Annotated in this window: 13 protein-coding genes; 4 read left to right on the top strand and 9 right to left on the bottom strand. The window is 69.4% G+C overall.

The features are described from left to right. Positions 1 to 123 precede the first annotated feature (123 nt). Complete coding sequence (locus EGK63_RS03980) at positions 124 to 1521, bottom strand: cell wall metabolism sensor histidine kinase WalK (protein WP_165906525.1); 1398 nt, start codon at positions 1519 to 1521, stop codon at positions 124 to 126. 143 nt (positions 1522 to 1664) lie between these two features. Here EGK63_RS03980 and EGK63_RS03975 point away from each other — a divergent pair, with 143 nt between their 5' ends. Beyond that, positions 1665 to 3992 (top strand): ATP-binding protein, encoded by a 2328-nt coding sequence (locus tag EGK63_RS03975; protein ID WP_125900028.1) that lies wholly within the window; start codon positions 1665 to 1667, stop codon positions 3990 to 3992. A 28-nt stretch (positions 3993 to 4020) separates the two neighbouring features. On the opposite strand, the gene EGK63_RS03970 is transcribed toward EGK63_RS03975, so the two are convergent. Then, entirely contained in the window at positions 4021 to 4230 is a 210-nt protein-coding gene (locus EGK63_RS03970; RefSeq protein ID WP_003165718.1) for a hypothetical protein, read from the bottom strand. A 29-nt stretch (positions 4231 to 4259) separates the two neighbouring features. Next, positions 4260 to 5537, bottom strand: coding sequence for an isocitrate lyase (gene aceA, locus EGK63_RS03965; protein WP_125900027.1), 1278 nt, complete (start codon positions 5535 to 5537; stop codon positions 4260 to 4262). Between the two features lie 155 nt (positions 5538 to 5692). Here aceA and EGK63_RS03960 point away from each other — a divergent pair, with 155 nt between their 5' ends. Then, complete coding sequence (locus tag EGK63_RS03960; protein ID WP_125900026.1) at positions 5693 to 7123, top strand: short-chain fatty acyl-CoA regulator family protein; 1431 nt, start codon at positions 5693 to 5695, stop codon at positions 7121 to 7123. Between the two features lie 32 nt (positions 7124 to 7155). Here EGK63_RS03960 and EGK63_RS03955 read toward each other — a convergent pair whose 3' ends face one another. From EGK63_RS03955 to EGK63_RS03945, 3 genes are all read right to left on the bottom strand, one after another. Continuing rightward, the gene (locus tag EGK63_RS03955; protein ID WP_125900025.1) at positions 7156 to 7989 is read right to left on the bottom strand and encodes a universal stress protein; all 834 of its coding nucleotides are present in this window, start codon (positions 7987 to 7989) and stop codon (positions 7156 to 7158) included. Positions 7990 to 8068: 79 nt separating this feature from the next. Further along, positions 8069 to 9505 (bottom strand): hypothetical protein, encoded by a 1437-nt coding sequence (locus EGK63_RS03950; protein ID WP_125900024.1) that lies wholly within the window; start codon positions 9503 to 9505, stop codon positions 8069 to 8071. Between the two features lie 77 nt (positions 9506 to 9582). Next, positions 9583 to 10566 carry a YafY family protein gene (locus EGK63_RS03945; RefSeq protein ID WP_207896333.1) on the bottom strand — a complete coding sequence of 328 codons (984 nt, stop codon included), beginning with the start codon at positions 10564 to 10566 and terminating at the stop codon, positions 9583 to 9585. Between the two features lie 93 nt (positions 10567 to 10659). Here EGK63_RS03945 and EGK63_RS03940 point away from each other — a divergent pair, with 93 nt between their 5' ends. Then, positions 10660 to 10899 (top strand): hypothetical protein, encoded by a 240-nt coding sequence (locus EGK63_RS03940; protein WP_125900023.1) that lies wholly within the window; start codon positions 10660 to 10662, stop codon positions 10897 to 10899. 89 nt (positions 10900 to 10988) lie between these two features. Next, positions 10989 to 11564 carry an HdeD family acid-resistance protein gene (locus tag EGK63_RS03935; protein WP_125900022.1) on the top strand — a complete coding sequence of 192 codons (576 nt, stop codon included), beginning with the start codon at positions 10989 to 10991 and terminating at the stop codon, positions 11562 to 11564. On the opposite strand, the gene EGK63_RS03930 is transcribed toward EGK63_RS03935, so the two are convergent. The 3 genes from EGK63_RS03930 to EGK63_RS03920 are packed head-to-tail and all read right to left on the bottom strand — an operon-like array spanning position 11542 to position 13847. Then, a complete protein-coding gene (locus EGK63_RS03930) occupies positions 11542 to 13008 on the bottom strand; it encodes an amidohydrolase family protein (protein WP_125900021.1) in 1467 nt (488 codons plus the stop codon). The genes EGK63_RS03935 and EGK63_RS03930 overlap by 23 nt on opposite strands. A 39-nt stretch (positions 13009 to 13047) precedes the next feature. Beyond that, positions 13048 to 13461, bottom strand: coding sequence for a DUF1801 domain-containing protein (locus tag EGK63_RS03925; protein ID WP_125900020.1), 414 nt, complete (start codon positions 13459 to 13461; stop codon positions 13048 to 13050). A gap of 14 nt (positions 13462 to 13475) precedes the next feature. Continuing rightward, positions 13476 to 13847: a cupin domain-containing protein gene (locus tag EGK63_RS03920; RefSeq protein WP_165906524.1), complete on the bottom strand. Its 372-nt coding sequence runs from the start codon at positions 13845 to 13847 to the stop codon at positions 13476 to 13478. Between the last annotated feature and the right edge of the window lie 18 nt (positions 13848 to 13865).

Raw genomic sequence — 13865 nt, 5'->3', positions numbered from 1 at the left:
GGTGCGTTTCGGCCGGGAAACTGCCTGCGATACGTCAGCGGATTAAGACGGCTGGATGACAGTTCTGTTACGACGCCCAGCCGCAATGTCGCAGGTCCATGACGATCGGTCCGAACCCGGACTTCACGCCTCGGATGGCGGAGCCAGGGGGAAACAGGCCGCGAAGATCGCCCCATGCCCGGGCGCGCTGTCCACGGACAGGCCGCCCCGGTGGCGAATGATGATGTGCCGCACGATGGCCAGGCCCAGGCCCGTGCCCTGTCGATCGCCGCTCTTCTGGCCCTCGACGCGATAGAATCGCTCCGTCAGGCGCGGCAGGTGCTCGCGCGCCATGCCCGGCCCGTGGTCGCGCACGGTGACGACGGCGTAGCGCTGACCCGTCTCGCGATCGGGGGTCGCCAGCGACAGACGGTTGCCCTCGGCCATCCGCGCCGCCATGGCCTCGTCCAGGGTGCGGTCGATCTCGATGCCGACCTCTATGGTCCCGCCTGCGCTGGAATATTTCAGAGCGTTGTCGATCAGGTTCTGCACCACCTGGGCGATCTCGTCCCGGTCGCCGGTCACGGCCGCGCCGCCGTGCGGCAGCTCCGCATGGATCGTCACCTGCCGCTCGCTGGAGATGACGCTGACCGCATCGACCACATCGGCCGTCGCCCGCGCCAGGTTGACCCGGCCCAGGGGCGCGATGTGTTCGTTCAGCTCGATCCGGCTCAGCGACAGCAGATCGGCGACCAGCCGCCGCATCCGGTCGGCCTGCACCGCCATGATGTCGAGAAATTTGTCGCGCGCCTTGGGGTCGTCCTTGGCGTGGCCCTTCAGCGTCTCGATGAACCCCGACAGCGAGGCCAGCGGCGTGCGCAGTTCGTGGCTGGCGTTGGCCAGGAAATCGACGCGCATCTTCTCCATGCGGCGCACGTCCGTCTCGTCGCGGAGCGCCAGCAACGTCAGCGCCCCGCCGCCCCAGGCCGAAGCCTCGCGCGTCGGCAGAGGACGCACGAAGGCTCGCCAGTGCCGCTCCTGAACGCCGCCGCCGACATAATCGACCTCGGCGCCGACGCCTTCGAACAGAGCCTCGTCCACCGCCTCCAGCACGCGCGGCTCGCGCAGCACCGAGACCAGCAGCCCCCCACCCGTCCCGTTCAGCTTGAACAGCTCGCGCGCCGCCGCATTGGCCAGGGCGATGCGGCGTCCGGCGATGTCGTCGGCCTCGCCGCCGCTGATGATCAGCAAGGGATCGTCCAGCGCCTCGAACACATCGCCCAGCAGGGCCGCATCAGGCCCCAGGTCGACGGCGCCGGGCTCGAATTCCATCTCATCGGCGGCCGCCGGCGGATTGCGGTTCACCAGCCAGGTCGCCAGCGCGACCGCGACGGCCCCCGCCGCCAGCCAGCCCGCCAGCTCAGGCTTCATCACCGCCAGGACCGCCATCACCAGGATAGCGACGCCTCCGCTGGCGCCGGCGGTCCACAACCGGGACGACGCCGTAGGCGCGACAGGTGACGGAGAGTGATCGTAAGGCATCTAGACCGACGTTATCTCATTATTCAGCAGCACGACCTATGGTTCGTCGGCAGCCCGCTGAGTCGGCCGGATCGACGCACGGGATGTGTAGCTTGGTTTCTTCACGGATTTACGGCGGAACGGCTAGGGGCTGAGGGAGCATCATGATGGGCGGCGTCTTGGGCTGTCTGGTTGAACGCCACGACTGGCGAATCGCCTCCCTGGCCATCCTGGCTTGCGTCTTCAGCATCGGCATCGCCCTGCTTCTGTCCGAACGCGCCCGTCGCCTGTCGCCCCGCGCGCGTCGTCCCTACACCCTGTCGGCGCCGCTGGTCGCCGGACTGGGCGTGTGGACGACCCACTTCATCGCCATGCTGGCCTACGACGTCGGGGTGGATATCCGCTACGATCCTTTACAAACCTTCCTGTCGCTGGTGATCGTCACGGCCGCCTTCTGGGTCGCCATGCAGTTGCATCTGGTCGGCGCGACCGAGGCCGGCTGGCGGCGCCGCTCCACCCTGTCCGCCGGCGCCGTCATCACGGCCGGAGTCGCGGCCATGCACTTCGTCGGCATGGATGCGATGCACCTGTCCGGGGCGGTCCTGACCTGGAACGCGCCGCGGGTCGTTCTGGCCGTGGCGGGCGCGCTTGTCCTTTTCAGCGCGGTCGCCTGGCTGCCTGCGATGAACAAATGGCGCGGTCTGGCCGCCGCCACGGTCCTGTCTTCCGGCGGCGTCGCCTGGCTGCACTTCATCGCCATGACGGCGGTAAGCCTGACCCCCGCGCCGGGCGTGCTTCTCAGCCAAGGGGCGAGCGCCGCCGTCGTCACCTTGTGGATCGCGCTCGGCGTGGCTCTGACCCTCAGCGTGGCCGCCTTCTTCACCGGCATGATCTGGTGGTCGCGACGCAGCGTCCTGGGGCAGCTTCTGGAAGCCGTCCAAGCCATGCCGGACGGCGTCGGCGTCTATGACGCCGATGATCGCCTCGTCATGTGGAATCAGCGCTACAGCGAGTTTCACCCGCATCTGGCCCCCGTACTGCGGCCCGGCGTCTCCTTCCGCAAAGTGCTAGAAGTCGGCATCAGGGCCGGCGTCTACGCCGACGCCATCGGTCGCGAAGAGGCCTGGATCTCGGAGCGCTTGACCAGCCGCCGAACGCTCCTCGCCCCGCGCGAAATGCAAGTCGCCGGCCGCTGGTTGCGCGTCCAGGACCGCCCCACCGTCGGCGGCGGCGCCGTCACCGTCTGCTCGGACATCAGCGACCTGAAGCGCAACGCCGACGCCCTGGCCGAGGCGCGCGACGCCGCCGACGCCGCCGACGCCGCCAATCGCGCCAAGAGCCGCTTCCTGGCCAATATGAGCCATGAAATCCGCACTCCCTTGAACGGCGTGATCGGCGTGGCCCAGGCGCTGACGCGCACCGAACTGTCGCAGCACCAGCAGGAAATGCTCGAGCTGATCCAGTCCTCCAGCCGCACCCTCCAGACCCTGCTCAGCGACATCCTGGACCTGGCCCGCGTCGAATCCGGTCGCCTGGAGCTGAAGGAGGAACCGCTCGACCTGGCCCGCACGGTGGAGGAAGCCGCCCTCCTCTACGCCGCCGCCGCCAGGGACAAGGGGCTGCAGTTCATTGTCGAGGTCGCGCCCGGGGCCCAGGTGTGGACCTATGGCGATCCGGTACGCCTGAAGCAGGTGCTGACCAACCTCGTCTCCAACGCCGTCAAGTTCACCGCCTCGGGCTTCGTCAGCCTGACCGTCGACGCCGTCCCGGCCGAGGCGCCCCAGACCCTGCGCTTCATGGTTCAGGACACCGGCATCGGCTTCGACGCCCAGACGCAAGCGCGCCTGTTCAACCGCTTTGAACAGGCCGACGGCGACATTACCCGCCACTACGGCGGCTCTGGCCTGGGCCTGGCGATCTGCCGCGAGCTGGCGGCCATGATGGGCGGCGACCTGGGTTGCGAGAGCGAGCCGGGCGCAGGCGCCGCCTTCATTCTCAGCCTGCCGCTCAAGCCGGCCCAGGCGCCGCCCGTACCGCTGCGTCCCGCCCTGAAGGACGCCGTCGCGTCGGCCGCAGAAGCCGCGCCGCGCCGCCTGCGCATCCTGGCCGCCGACGATCATCCGACCAATCGCCGCGTCGTCGAGCTGATCCTGGACAGCGCCGCTTTCGATCTCGTCTCGGTCGAGAACGGCGCCCAGGCGGTGGAGGCCTATCGCGCCCAGGCCTTCGACCTGGTGCTGATGGACATGCAGATGCCGGTCATGGACGGCCTGTCCGCCGTGCGGGAAATCCGCCTGCACGAGGCAGTCATGGGCCTGCCGCACGTTCCCGTGGTCATGCTGACCGCCAACGCCCTGGCCCAACATCTGGACGAGGCCCTGGCCGCCGGCGCCGACCGCCATATGGCCAAGCCCTTCAGCGTCGAAGACCTGCTGGCCATGGTCTCGGACCTGACGGCACAGACGCCTCAGGCCGCGGAATTCGCGGCCTGAGGTCTCCTTCTTTCAATGCCGACGCGGCTCACTCGTAGCCGTGCGCCGCCTCGTTGATGACCTGGCTGGGCATGGTCGAGAAATCCACGCTCAGCGGACGGACCGCCTTGGCCTCGAAGGTCTTGAGCACGTGCTCCAGACGGCGGCGCACCTCGCGCTCGGCCTCGGTCGATCCGTCCAGCGCCAGCGGCGCCAGGCAAAAGTCGATGATGGCTTGCGGACGGGTCATGGGCTCCATGTCTTTTCCTTTCCTGTGAGGCGTGGAACTCAGGCGGCGTGGAACTGGGCGGTTTCGGTCGAGTCCTTCAGGGCTGTGGTCGAGGACTGGCCTGAAGAGATGACCGTGGCGACGTCGTCGAAATAGCCGGTGCCGACCTCGCGCTGGTGGCGCGTGGCGGTGTAGCCGGTCGCTTCGTTGGCGAACTCGCGCTGCTGCAGCTCGGAATAGGCCGCCATGCCGCGATCGCGATAGCCGCTGGCCAGCTCGAACATGCCGTTGTTCAGGCTGTGGAAGCCCGCCAGGGTGACGAACTGGAACTTGTAGCCCATGGCCCCCAGCTCGCGCTGAAACTTGGCGATGGTGGCCTTGTCCAGCTTGGCTTCCCAGTTGAACGAGGGCGAGCAGTTGTAGGCCATCAGCTTGCCCGGATGCTCTTTCTGGACCGCCTCGGCGAACTTCTTCGCATCGTCCAGATCGGGGTGCGAGGTCTCCCACCACAGCAGGTCGGCGTATTTGGCGTAAGACAGGCCGCGCGCGATGCAGTGGTCCAGACCCGTGCCCGGCTTCAGGCGATAGAAGCCCTCCGGCGTGCGGTTCTCGCGGTCGATGAAGGGGTGGTCCCGCTCGTCGATGTCCGAGGTGATCAGTTGCGCCGACTCGGCGTCCGTGCGCGCCACCGTCAGGGTCGGCGTGCCGCAGACGTCGGCCGCAAGACGCGCCGCGATCAGGTTGCGCTCATGCGCCTGGGTCGGGATCAGAACCTTGCCGCCCAGGTGGCCGCACTTCTTCTCGGACGCCAGCTGGTCCTCGAAGTGGACGCCCGCGGCGCCCGCCTCGATGAAGGCCTTCATGATCTCGAAGCTGTTCAGCGGTCCGCCGAAGCCGGCCTCGGCGTCGGCGACGATGGGGGCGAACCAATCCCGTTTCGCCCCGCCTTCCGCGTGCTCGATCTGGTCGGCGCGCTGCAGGGTGCGGTTGATGCGGCGGCACAGTTCCGGCGCGGCGTTGGCCGGATACAGCGACTGGTCCGGGTACATGGCGCTGGCCGTATTGGCGTCGGCCGCGACCTGCCAGCCCGACAGATAGACGGCCTTCAGGCCCGCGCGGACCATCTGCATCGCCTGATTGCCGGTCACGGCGCCCAGGGCGTTGATGTAGGGCTCGCTGTGCAGCAGCTCCCACAGACGGTTGGCGCCGCGCTCGGCCAGCGTATGGGTGATCGGCACCGAGCCACGCAGACGCAGGATGTCTTCAGGCGAATAAGGGCGCTCGATGCCGTCGAAACGGCCGGCGGGCGAAGGAACCAGATCGGCGAAGGTCGTCATGTTCGTCTCGGTCTCGATAAGGCGCGGCCGAAACCGCTGTCTCAGAGACCTGAACACGCAAGCGTCATGATTGACACACTCGAAGAGCCATCATTTAAGTCAAACAGTCACATCATGACACTTGCCATGAAGTCATGATGTGACATGATCGCGCCATGAACGCCGCCGCCGATCGCAAGCTGTTCCTGGGCGGCCGCCTCAAGCGGCTGCGGCGCGACCTTGACCTGTCGCAGACGGCGATGGCGGCGGATCTGGGCGTTTCGCCCTCCTATCTGAACCATATCGAGCGCAACCAGCGCCCCGTCTCGGCCCAACTGCTGCTGCGTCTGGCCGAGACCTATGACGTCGACCTGCGCAATCTCGGCCAGTCCGGCGGCCCGGCGTCGGAGGCCGAACTGTCAGAGGTCTTCGCCGATCCCCTGTTTCAGGGTCTGGCCGTGCCGCGCCACGAGATCATGCAGCTGGCCGAGGATCAGCCCGCCGCCGCCGACGCCGTGCTGCGCCTCTATCGCGCCTTCACCGACCGCCGCGTGCGCGACCGGGCCGAGATCGAGGCGGGCGGCGGCGCCGCGCCGACCGACAGTCCGTCCGAATGGGTGCGCGAATACGTCCAGTCCCGCCACAACCACTTCCCCGACCTTGATGCGCTGGGCGAAGCCCTGCACGACGCCCTGCGCGCCGAAGCCCCCGCCCCCGACGAAGGCTTCGAGGCCCTGGCCCGCGCGCGCCTGTTCGCCCGTCACGGCCTGACCGTCCGCACCCTGCCCGCCGAGGTCATGGTCGAGTGGACCCGCCGTTTCGACCCGCACCGGGGGCGGCTGCTGCTGTCCGATGCGCTAGGCCCGTCGTCGCGCGCCTTCGCCGTCGCCAATCAGCTGGCCCTGATGGAGCACGGGCCTGAGCTTCAGGCCCTGACCGAGGCGGCGAACGCTCCCGACGCACCGACGCGCAACCTGCTGAAGACCTCGCTGACCAACACCCTGGCCGCCGCCGTGCTGATGCCCTACGCCGCCTTCCAGCGCACCGCCGAGGAAGCCGGCTACGACTTGGCCCGGCTCCAGGCCCGGTTCGGCGTCGGTTTCGAGCAGATCGCCCACCGGCTGACCACCCTGTCGCGGCCGACGGCGCGCGGCGTGCCCTTCTTCCTAATGCGGGTGGATCAGGCGGGTAACGTGTCCAAGCGTTACGCCTCGGGCGCCTTCCCCTTCTCGCGTTTCGGCGGGGCCTGCCCGCGCTGGCGGCTGCACTCGGCCTTCCGCACGCCGGGCCGCATCATCACCCAGATCATCGAGACGCCGGACGGATCGCGTTGGTTCACCCTGGCCCGCACCGTGGACCGTCAGGGCCAGGACGCCTTCACCGAGGGGCATGACCTCGCCATCGGCCTGGGCTGCGAACTAAAGCACGCCCACCGCCTGATCTATGCGCGCGGCCTGGACCTTCAGAAGCCCGAGGTCACGCCCATCGGCCCCGCCTGCCGGTTGTGCGAACGCCACCCCTGCGCCGAACGCGCCGCCCCGCCGGTCGGCCGCGCCCTGACGGTGGACGACTGGTCGAAATCCGTCAGCCCCTATCCGTTCGCCTAATTTCCCCTTCTCACACAAAGGGAGAAGGAAAGTCAGTGCGCCAGCATCAGCGCCACGGGCGCTTCGTTCAGCAGGGTCTGCGTCACCCCGCCGAAGATCCACTGCCGCATCCGCGCATGCCCCCAGGCGCCGGAGACCATGAGCCCCGCCCCCATCTCCTCGGCGCAGTCGATCAGGCGACGGCCGTGCGTGCGGTCGTCGTGAGCGCGAGCGTCCGGCTCGGCGGCGACGCCGTGCCCCGCCAGCCAGCGCGCGACATCCTGTGTCCGCAAGCGGGCGCCGTCGGTATCGTCCGGGTCGCACAACTCGACCACCCGCACCCCGTCGGCGCGTTTCAACAGGGGCAGAGCCGCCTGAGCCGCCAAACGGCTCTCGCGCGTGTCGGTCCAGGCCAGCAGCACCGGCGCATCCACCATCGAACGGATCGGGCTGGGCGGCAGAACCACCACCGGCCGCCCCGAGCGCATGGCCAGATCCGCCGGGTGCGGCGCGCGCCAGGCGCTGGCCCCGCCCGCGTCGCGCCCGACCAGGACAGCATCCGCCGCCCGCAGGCAGCGCAGCGTCAGGCCCGTCGGATCGCCGACGTCGCCGCGCCACTCGCCCTCGACGCCCGCCGCCTCGATCGCGCCGCGGAACCGCTGCTCGGCGGACTTCAGCGTGGTTTCGTTGCGCGCCTGCTGGGCCGCCATCACCTCGCCCAGCAATATGCCCGCCCCATAGGCGTCGGCCACCGGCGTCTCGGGCGCGCAGCCCGACACCCCGATCAGCCGCGCCCCATGCGCGCTTGCCAAGGCGCAGGCTTCGGTCAGGCGGGCGGGGTTGTCGGCTTCATCGTCGACATAGACGATCAGACTGGTCCAGGGCATGGCGGCCTCCTGTTTCAGGACACGCCCCATCAACGCGCCAAACGCCGTTCCGCGCCTTGAGCAGGATCAATTCGCCGGATCAGTTCATCAGAATGACGCGACCGCCCTCGACCCGGTGCGGCACGCCCGCGCGGCGGAACAGGCCGGCGATCTCGGCGGCGGGATCGGCCGCGCCCTGGTCCAGCATCCGCCCGATGTCGGCCGCCAGCGTCGGATCGCCCGACACGCGCGTCAGGGCGTTCAGCCATTCGGCGCGGCTCAACACCCCGTCCCGGCGGTTGGCGTCCAGCAGAGGCCGCAGGAAGCCGAACCAGTCGCCGCCGTCGCGCCGCTTCTGCGCCCCCTCGGCCGTCATGGCGAAGACGGCGCCGCAGGCGTAATAGGCGCGGTGCTCGCCGCGTTCGCCCGCCTCGGCCACGCCGCGCCCCTGGCTCAGGGTCACGCAGTCGTCGACCTCTTCCTGCAGGGCCTTGCGGTCGTCATAGGCCGGGTCCAGCGCCTTCAGCGCCCGCACCGCCATCAGATCGGCCCCGCCCTCGGTGATCCAGGCGTCGCGCGCGAACTCGTAGCGTACGGTCTGGCCCAGCCAGAAGTGGGCGCTCTCATGGCCGATGAACCAGCGGGATACCCGCTCCATCTCCGCCGTCGGCCGGGTCACGCCGGTCCCCTCGAACGACATGACGATCAGACCGGGCAGAACGCTGCCGCCCATGCTGGTCATCCGCTCGGTCGGGCCGTTCCACGACACCATGACCACCGGCTTGTCGCCGCCCGAGCCGGGCCGCCCCAGGCGTTGCAGGTAGAACTGGCCCACGCGCGGGGCGAAGTCGCGGATCTTCTCGCCGATCCAGGGCGGCAGATTGGGGTCCATGACCGTGGTCAGCCCCTCGCCCGGCGTCACCCGCGCCTGTCCCAGCAGGACATAGGACCGCTCGCCCGTCGTCGTCAGTTCCGCGTGGCGCACGCCGTTGAACAGCACCGGCCCGTCCAGGTCGCGCCAGGTCACGCGCGACGCCCCGCCGTCCAGATTGACGCCGTTGAGGTCCGCCGGCATCGCCTCCGCCGCCTCGGGCGAGCCCAGGGCGAAGACGTCCATCTGCCGCGTCGGCAGGGCCACGGCCCCGTCCGAGAAGACCAGGGTCTTGTATTCCGCCTCCAGCTCGACCGCCTGAGGCGTCACGCTGAAACGGACGTGGCGCGGCACCGGGCCGCCATCCGTGCTGCGGATGATGTCGTAGTGGCCGCGTCGCTCCATCACCACGCCGGGCGTCTCGACCGTCCACTGACGCGGCCGCCACGGCTCGCGCACCTCCGAAATCAGCGCCGAGTCCATGAAGGCCCAGACCACGGCGTCGCGGTTGAAGACATAGTCGACGGTCAACCGCCCGTCCTTGCGCGTTACCGTCACCTGCGGCGCCGCCTCAACGTTCCAGGGGCCAGGCGCAGGGCTGGCGGCGCAGGCGGTCAGCAGGATGGCGGCCGCGACGGCCGCCGTGGACAGGACTTTCAGACGCACGAAAAGCAGTCTCCCATGAGGAATGGCACAGCTTAGGGCTCGCAAACGCCGCCCGTCACCTTACGGTTTCCTCAGCTTTACGCCTGTTCGAGGGCGCGGCCCGCCGCAGCAAGCTCCTCGGCCATCACAGCCTTCAGCCGCTCGGGCCCCAGGATGGTCGCCCGCTCGCCCCAGGTGAACAGGTGCCAGGCCAGTTCACGCATGCCCGAGGCGCGGAATCGCACCACGACCGAGCCGTCGGCCTGATCCTCGATCGTCTGGGTCGGGTGCCAGCGCCAGCCGCGCGCCTCGTCCGCCCCCTCGGGCGCGATACGGACGGCGACCTCCTCGATCTCGTCCTGATAGATGCCGAAGGACTGGCTGGCGAAGGCGCCCAGGTCGAAGTCTTCGGGCGGACGCGCCGTGCCTTCGCCCGCCTCGACCGCGCTCATCCGGTCCAGACGGAAGGTCTGGATGCGCCCGCTCTCGCGGTCGGCGGCCACCAGATAGTTGGCCCGCCCGAACATCAGGCCGCACGGCGTCATGGTGCGGGTGCGCGCCTCGGCGCCGGGCCGGGCGTAGATGAAGTTCAGCGGCCGCTCGGCCAGCACCGCCCCGCGAATCTCGGCCAGCACCGTCTCATCGGCGCTGGGGCGCGGCCCGGCCTGGACGGCGATGGTCTCGGCCCGGACCAAGGCCTCCAGATCCGGCGCCATGCGGTTCAGGGTAGTCGAGCGCATCGCCGCCTTCACCTTGCGCTCAAGGCTTTCCAGCGCCGTCGCCCGCGCCGGTTCGCCCGCCGCGCGCAGGGCGGCCGCCGCCTTGGTCAGCTCCAGCATCTCGGTCGCCGTCGGCGCCTGCTCGAAGGCCGACAGCCCGCCCCGGATGCGCCAGCGTTTGGTCGGCGGGTCCGACACCTCCTCGACCTGCGGGAACAGCATCAGCACGGCGTCGCGCATCCGCTCGGCCGTGCGGCGCCCGACGTTCATCTGGGCCGCCATCTCGTTCAGCGTCAGCCCCTCGGCGCTGGCCGCCATGCCTCGCGCCAGATCGATGACCAGGGCCGCCTTATCGTGCCGCAAATAACTTCTCCACAGAGATACGTCCGAAACTGGCGTAATGCTGTCGCATCCTCTCATCATCAGCAAGAGGCAATCGCTTCAGGAGATCACGACATGGCCTTCGCCCGCACCCCCACCGCCCAGAAGCCCGCCCGCAAGACCTTCGCCGACCGCTACATGATCGTGCCGTGCGAAACCGAGAGCGATCTGGCCGTCATCTGGGACCGTCAGGAGGAACAGGTCGTGGACGTCATCAGCGCCTCGACCAGCCGCTACACCAACGAAGACGCCCTGTGGGACGAGTTCCACACCCCGCCGTTCAACGCCCGCTCCGACTGGCGCGCGGCGGCCTGAGCGGGAAAGCAGGTTGAGGAACCCTCCCCCACGCGCCCGCGTTGGCCCAGCGTGGCCGTATGCCGCCACGCCCAAGGGGAGCTGAACTCATGACCTCTTCCAACGCCGCGCCTTCGCTGGAAGGCTTCGTCAGATCCGCCCTGCATCGGTCGTGGTGGCTGCTGTTGTTGCGCGGGATCGCCGCCGTGGCGTTCGGCGTGCTGACCTTCGTCTGGCCGCAAATCAGCCTGCTGACCCTCATCATGCTCTATGGGATCTACGCCCTGGCAGACGGGATTCTGGCCTTGATCGCGGCGATCCGCGGCGGCGGCATGGTCCCCCGCTGGTGGCTGGCCCTGGGCGGCGCGGTCAGTATCCTGACCGCCGTCATCGTCTTCGCCTGGCCGGGCCTGACGGCCCTGGTCCTGGTCTATCTGATCGGCTTCTGGTCGATCCTGCGCGGCGTGCTCGAGATCATCGGCGCCGTCCGCCTGCGTAACGAGATCGCCAATGAGTGGACGCTGGGCGCCGCCGGCGCCCTGTCGGTGATCTTCGGCCTGATCCTGGTCTTCATGCCCGGCGCCGGGGCCATCGGCCTGCTGTGGTTGATCGCGACCTGGGCCGTGCTGTTCGGCCTGCTGCTGATCTGGGTCGCCTTCAAGGTCAGGACGCTGGCGAAGGCTTGAAGACCGCGTTGCGCGCCGCGACCCGCGCGCGGATCTCGGCGCGCATCCGCTCCAACTCGGCCGCGTCGATCAGTCGGCCACGCAGCACCACGGTCTCGGCGTCGCGCGTGGCGCTGACGTCGGCCAGCGGGTTCGCCTCCAGCACCAGCAGATCCGCCGACTTGCCCGCCGCCACCGCGCCGTAACGCTCGCCCTGGCTCAGGAAGCGCGGCCCGTCCACGACCGAGCCCGCCAAGGCCTCGCGCGGCGTCAGGCCCAGCGACACATAGAGCTCCAACTCGTCGTGCAGCGAAAGGCCCGGATAGTTGAACGAGTTGAGGAAGCCCGCGTCAGTCCCGGTCAGGATCGTCACGCCCGCGTCGCGCAGCATGGGCAGGGTGCGCGCGGTGACGTCCTTGACGAAGTGGCGGTCCTCGACCTGCTGCGGCGTAGCCTGGGCCGCGCGCTGGACGCGCCAGTCATAGGTCGCCCGGATGCCCGGCCCGACATAGGCCAGTCCGTCGTCGTGCGTATGGTCGTCTTTGTCCAGATTGGCCAGGGTGGTCGAACCGTAGAGGGTCGGCGACACCGCCGTGCCCAGCTCCGCCAACCGCGCATAGACCCGGCGCGCCGTCTCCACGTCGAAGGTGTCGGCATAACGCCGCATGGTCTGGGCGTAGGTGTATTTGCCCGCCAGATAGTCGGCCGAAATGGCGGCCTCATCGCGCGAACCCGCCTTCATGGCGTAGTCGAGGTGTTCGATCGACGACAGGCCCGCCTCCGCCGCCGTCAGCACAGTGATGCTGGCCGGAATGTGGGCCGAGGTCTTCATGCCCCGCTTCTTCGCCTCGCGCACGGCGTAGAGGAAAAGCTCGGGCGTCAGGGTGTTGTCGGTGATCTTGACGAAGTCGACGCGCAGGGCCTGAAGCCGGTCCAGGGCCGCGTCCACGTCGGCCTCGCTGCCGGTCTCGATCACGCCCTTCCAGACGGGGGCGATGCCCTCGATCTTGGGGCCGGAGGTGAAGATGCGTGGCGCATCGGCGGTCGGCGGCGACGCGCGCCAGTCCAGCACCTGCTGCGCCAGATCGCCCGCCGCGTCGCGCACCGCCACCACGCCGTTGACCACGTAAAGCGGCATCAGCTCGGCGTTCTCCTCGATCAGGGTCTCGCCCCCGCCGAAGTGGACGTGCATGTCCCACAGCCCCGGCATGACGTAGCGGTCGCCCAGATCCAGCGTCCGCACGGCCCGATAGCGGCCCGCCTCGCCCTCGGGGCCTACGGCCACGATGTCGCCGCCGCGCACGGCGACCAGCTGATCCGGCGTCGTCGTCCCCTTCTCGACATCGACCACCGTGGCCGAGGTCAGCAGCAGGTCGACCGGCTGGACCGGCGTTTCGGCGGCGGCCAGCGGCGCCAGGGCGCAGGCGGACAGCAGGGCGGCGGCGGCGATCAGAAAGGTGCGCATGAATCCGCTATAATCCGTTCGCCGCCCTCGGCAAGCCAATCAGGGATAGCGGCGTTTCATCTCGTCCCAACTGGCGACGCAGAGCGCTCGCAGCACGTCCATGTCCGCCTGATCCAGCCGCTTGATGTAGAGGCAGGCCGTGCTGGTCGTATGCGGACCCAACCGCGCCAGCAGCGCCTCCGTCTGCGGCGTCGAGGCGAGATACAGGGTCAGCGCCGCCTTGCGCGGCGAGAAGCCCATGCGCGGCCAGTCGGCGCTCTTGCCGTTCGCGGTGACGTTGGCGTAGCGGCCGAAGCCGACGATGGACGGCCCCCACATCACCGGCGCCTCGCCCGACACCGCCTGCATCAGGGCGCACAGCGTCCGCCCCTCCTCGCGCCGTCGCGTCGGTTCGACCGCCGCCAGAAAGTTCTCGACCGAGGCGTCGGTGGGCTTGGTCTTCGGCTCGCTCATTCCCGGCCTCCCGCTCAGGACAGGCCGTCACCTTGCGCCTGTCCGATCCGCCCCGCCAGACACCATCCGCCGAGCGCGCGCGTTCTCAGCCAGCCGCCCGCGGGAACCGTGACCCACTGACCCGATCCGGCCGCCAGGGTCTCGCGCCGCACGCCCGTCTCCGTGGCCAGTTCGACCTGAAGCGCCGCGCCCATATAGGCGGTCCACAGCTCCTCGGCTTCGGTGGCGCGCCAGTCGTCCGGCGCCTCGGGCGTCAACAGGCGATAGGCGCCGACCGCCTCTCCGCGCGCGGCGGCGTCCGCCCCCGCCATGGGTCGCCCCCAGCCGCCCTCGACCAGCGGCCGCAGCCCCAGGTTCTCGACGACCTCATCCACAGTGAATTCCACTTCCCCTCGCCAGCCACT

The organism is Brevundimonas sp. 357 (genome assembly GCF_003938605.1).
GTDB lineage: Bacteria > Pseudomonadota > Alphaproteobacteria > Caulobacterales > Caulobacteraceae > Brevundimonas.
The sequence above is the reverse complement of the archived record's forward strand: the minus strand, read 5'-3'. Positions and strand labels throughout refer to the sequence as shown.

What these genes read in the sequence shown, in the direction of transcription:
- EGK63_RS03940 (WP_125900023.1), top strand. Translation starts at nt 10,660, where the DNA reads ATGGCCTTCGCCCGCACCCCCACCGCCCAGAAGCCCGCCCGCAAGACC.
- EGK63_RS03955 (WP_125900025.1), bottom strand. Translation starts at nt 7,989, where the DNA reads ATGCCCTGGACCAGTCTGATCGTCTATGTCGACGATGAAGCCGACAAC.
- EGK63_RS03975 (WP_125900028.1), top strand. Translation starts at nt 1,665, where the DNA reads ATGATGGGCGGCGTCTTGGGCTGTCTGGTTGAACGCCACGACTGGCGA.
- EGK63_RS03970 (WP_003165718.1), bottom strand. Translation starts at nt 4,230, where the DNA reads ATGGAGCCCATGACCCGTCCGCAAGCCATCATCGACTTTTGCCTGGCG.
- EGK63_RS03925 (WP_125900020.1), bottom strand. Translation starts at nt 13,461, where the DNA reads ATGAGCGAGCCGAAGACCAAGCCCACCGACGCCTCGGTCGAGAACTTT.
- EGK63_RS03935 (WP_125900022.1), top strand. Translation starts at nt 10,989, where the DNA reads ATGACCTCTTCCAACGCCGCGCCTTCGCTGGAAGGCTTCGTCAGATCC.
- EGK63_RS03960 (WP_125900026.1), top strand. Translation starts at nt 5,693, where the DNA reads ATGAACGCCGCCGCCGATCGCAAGCTGTTCCTGGGCGGCCGCCTCAAG.
- EGK63_RS03930 (WP_125900021.1), bottom strand. Translation starts at nt 13,008, where the DNA reads ATGCGCACCTTTCTGATCGCCGCCGCCGCCCTGCTGTCCGCCTGCGCC.
- EGK63_RS03980 (WP_165906525.1), bottom strand. Translation starts at nt 1,521, where the DNA reads ATGCCTTACGATCACTCTCCGTCACCTGTCGCGCCTACGGCGTCGTCC.
- aceA (WP_125900027.1), bottom strand. Translation starts at nt 5,537, where the DNA reads ATGACGACCTTCGCCGATCTGGTTCCTTCGCCCGCCGGCCGTTTCGAC.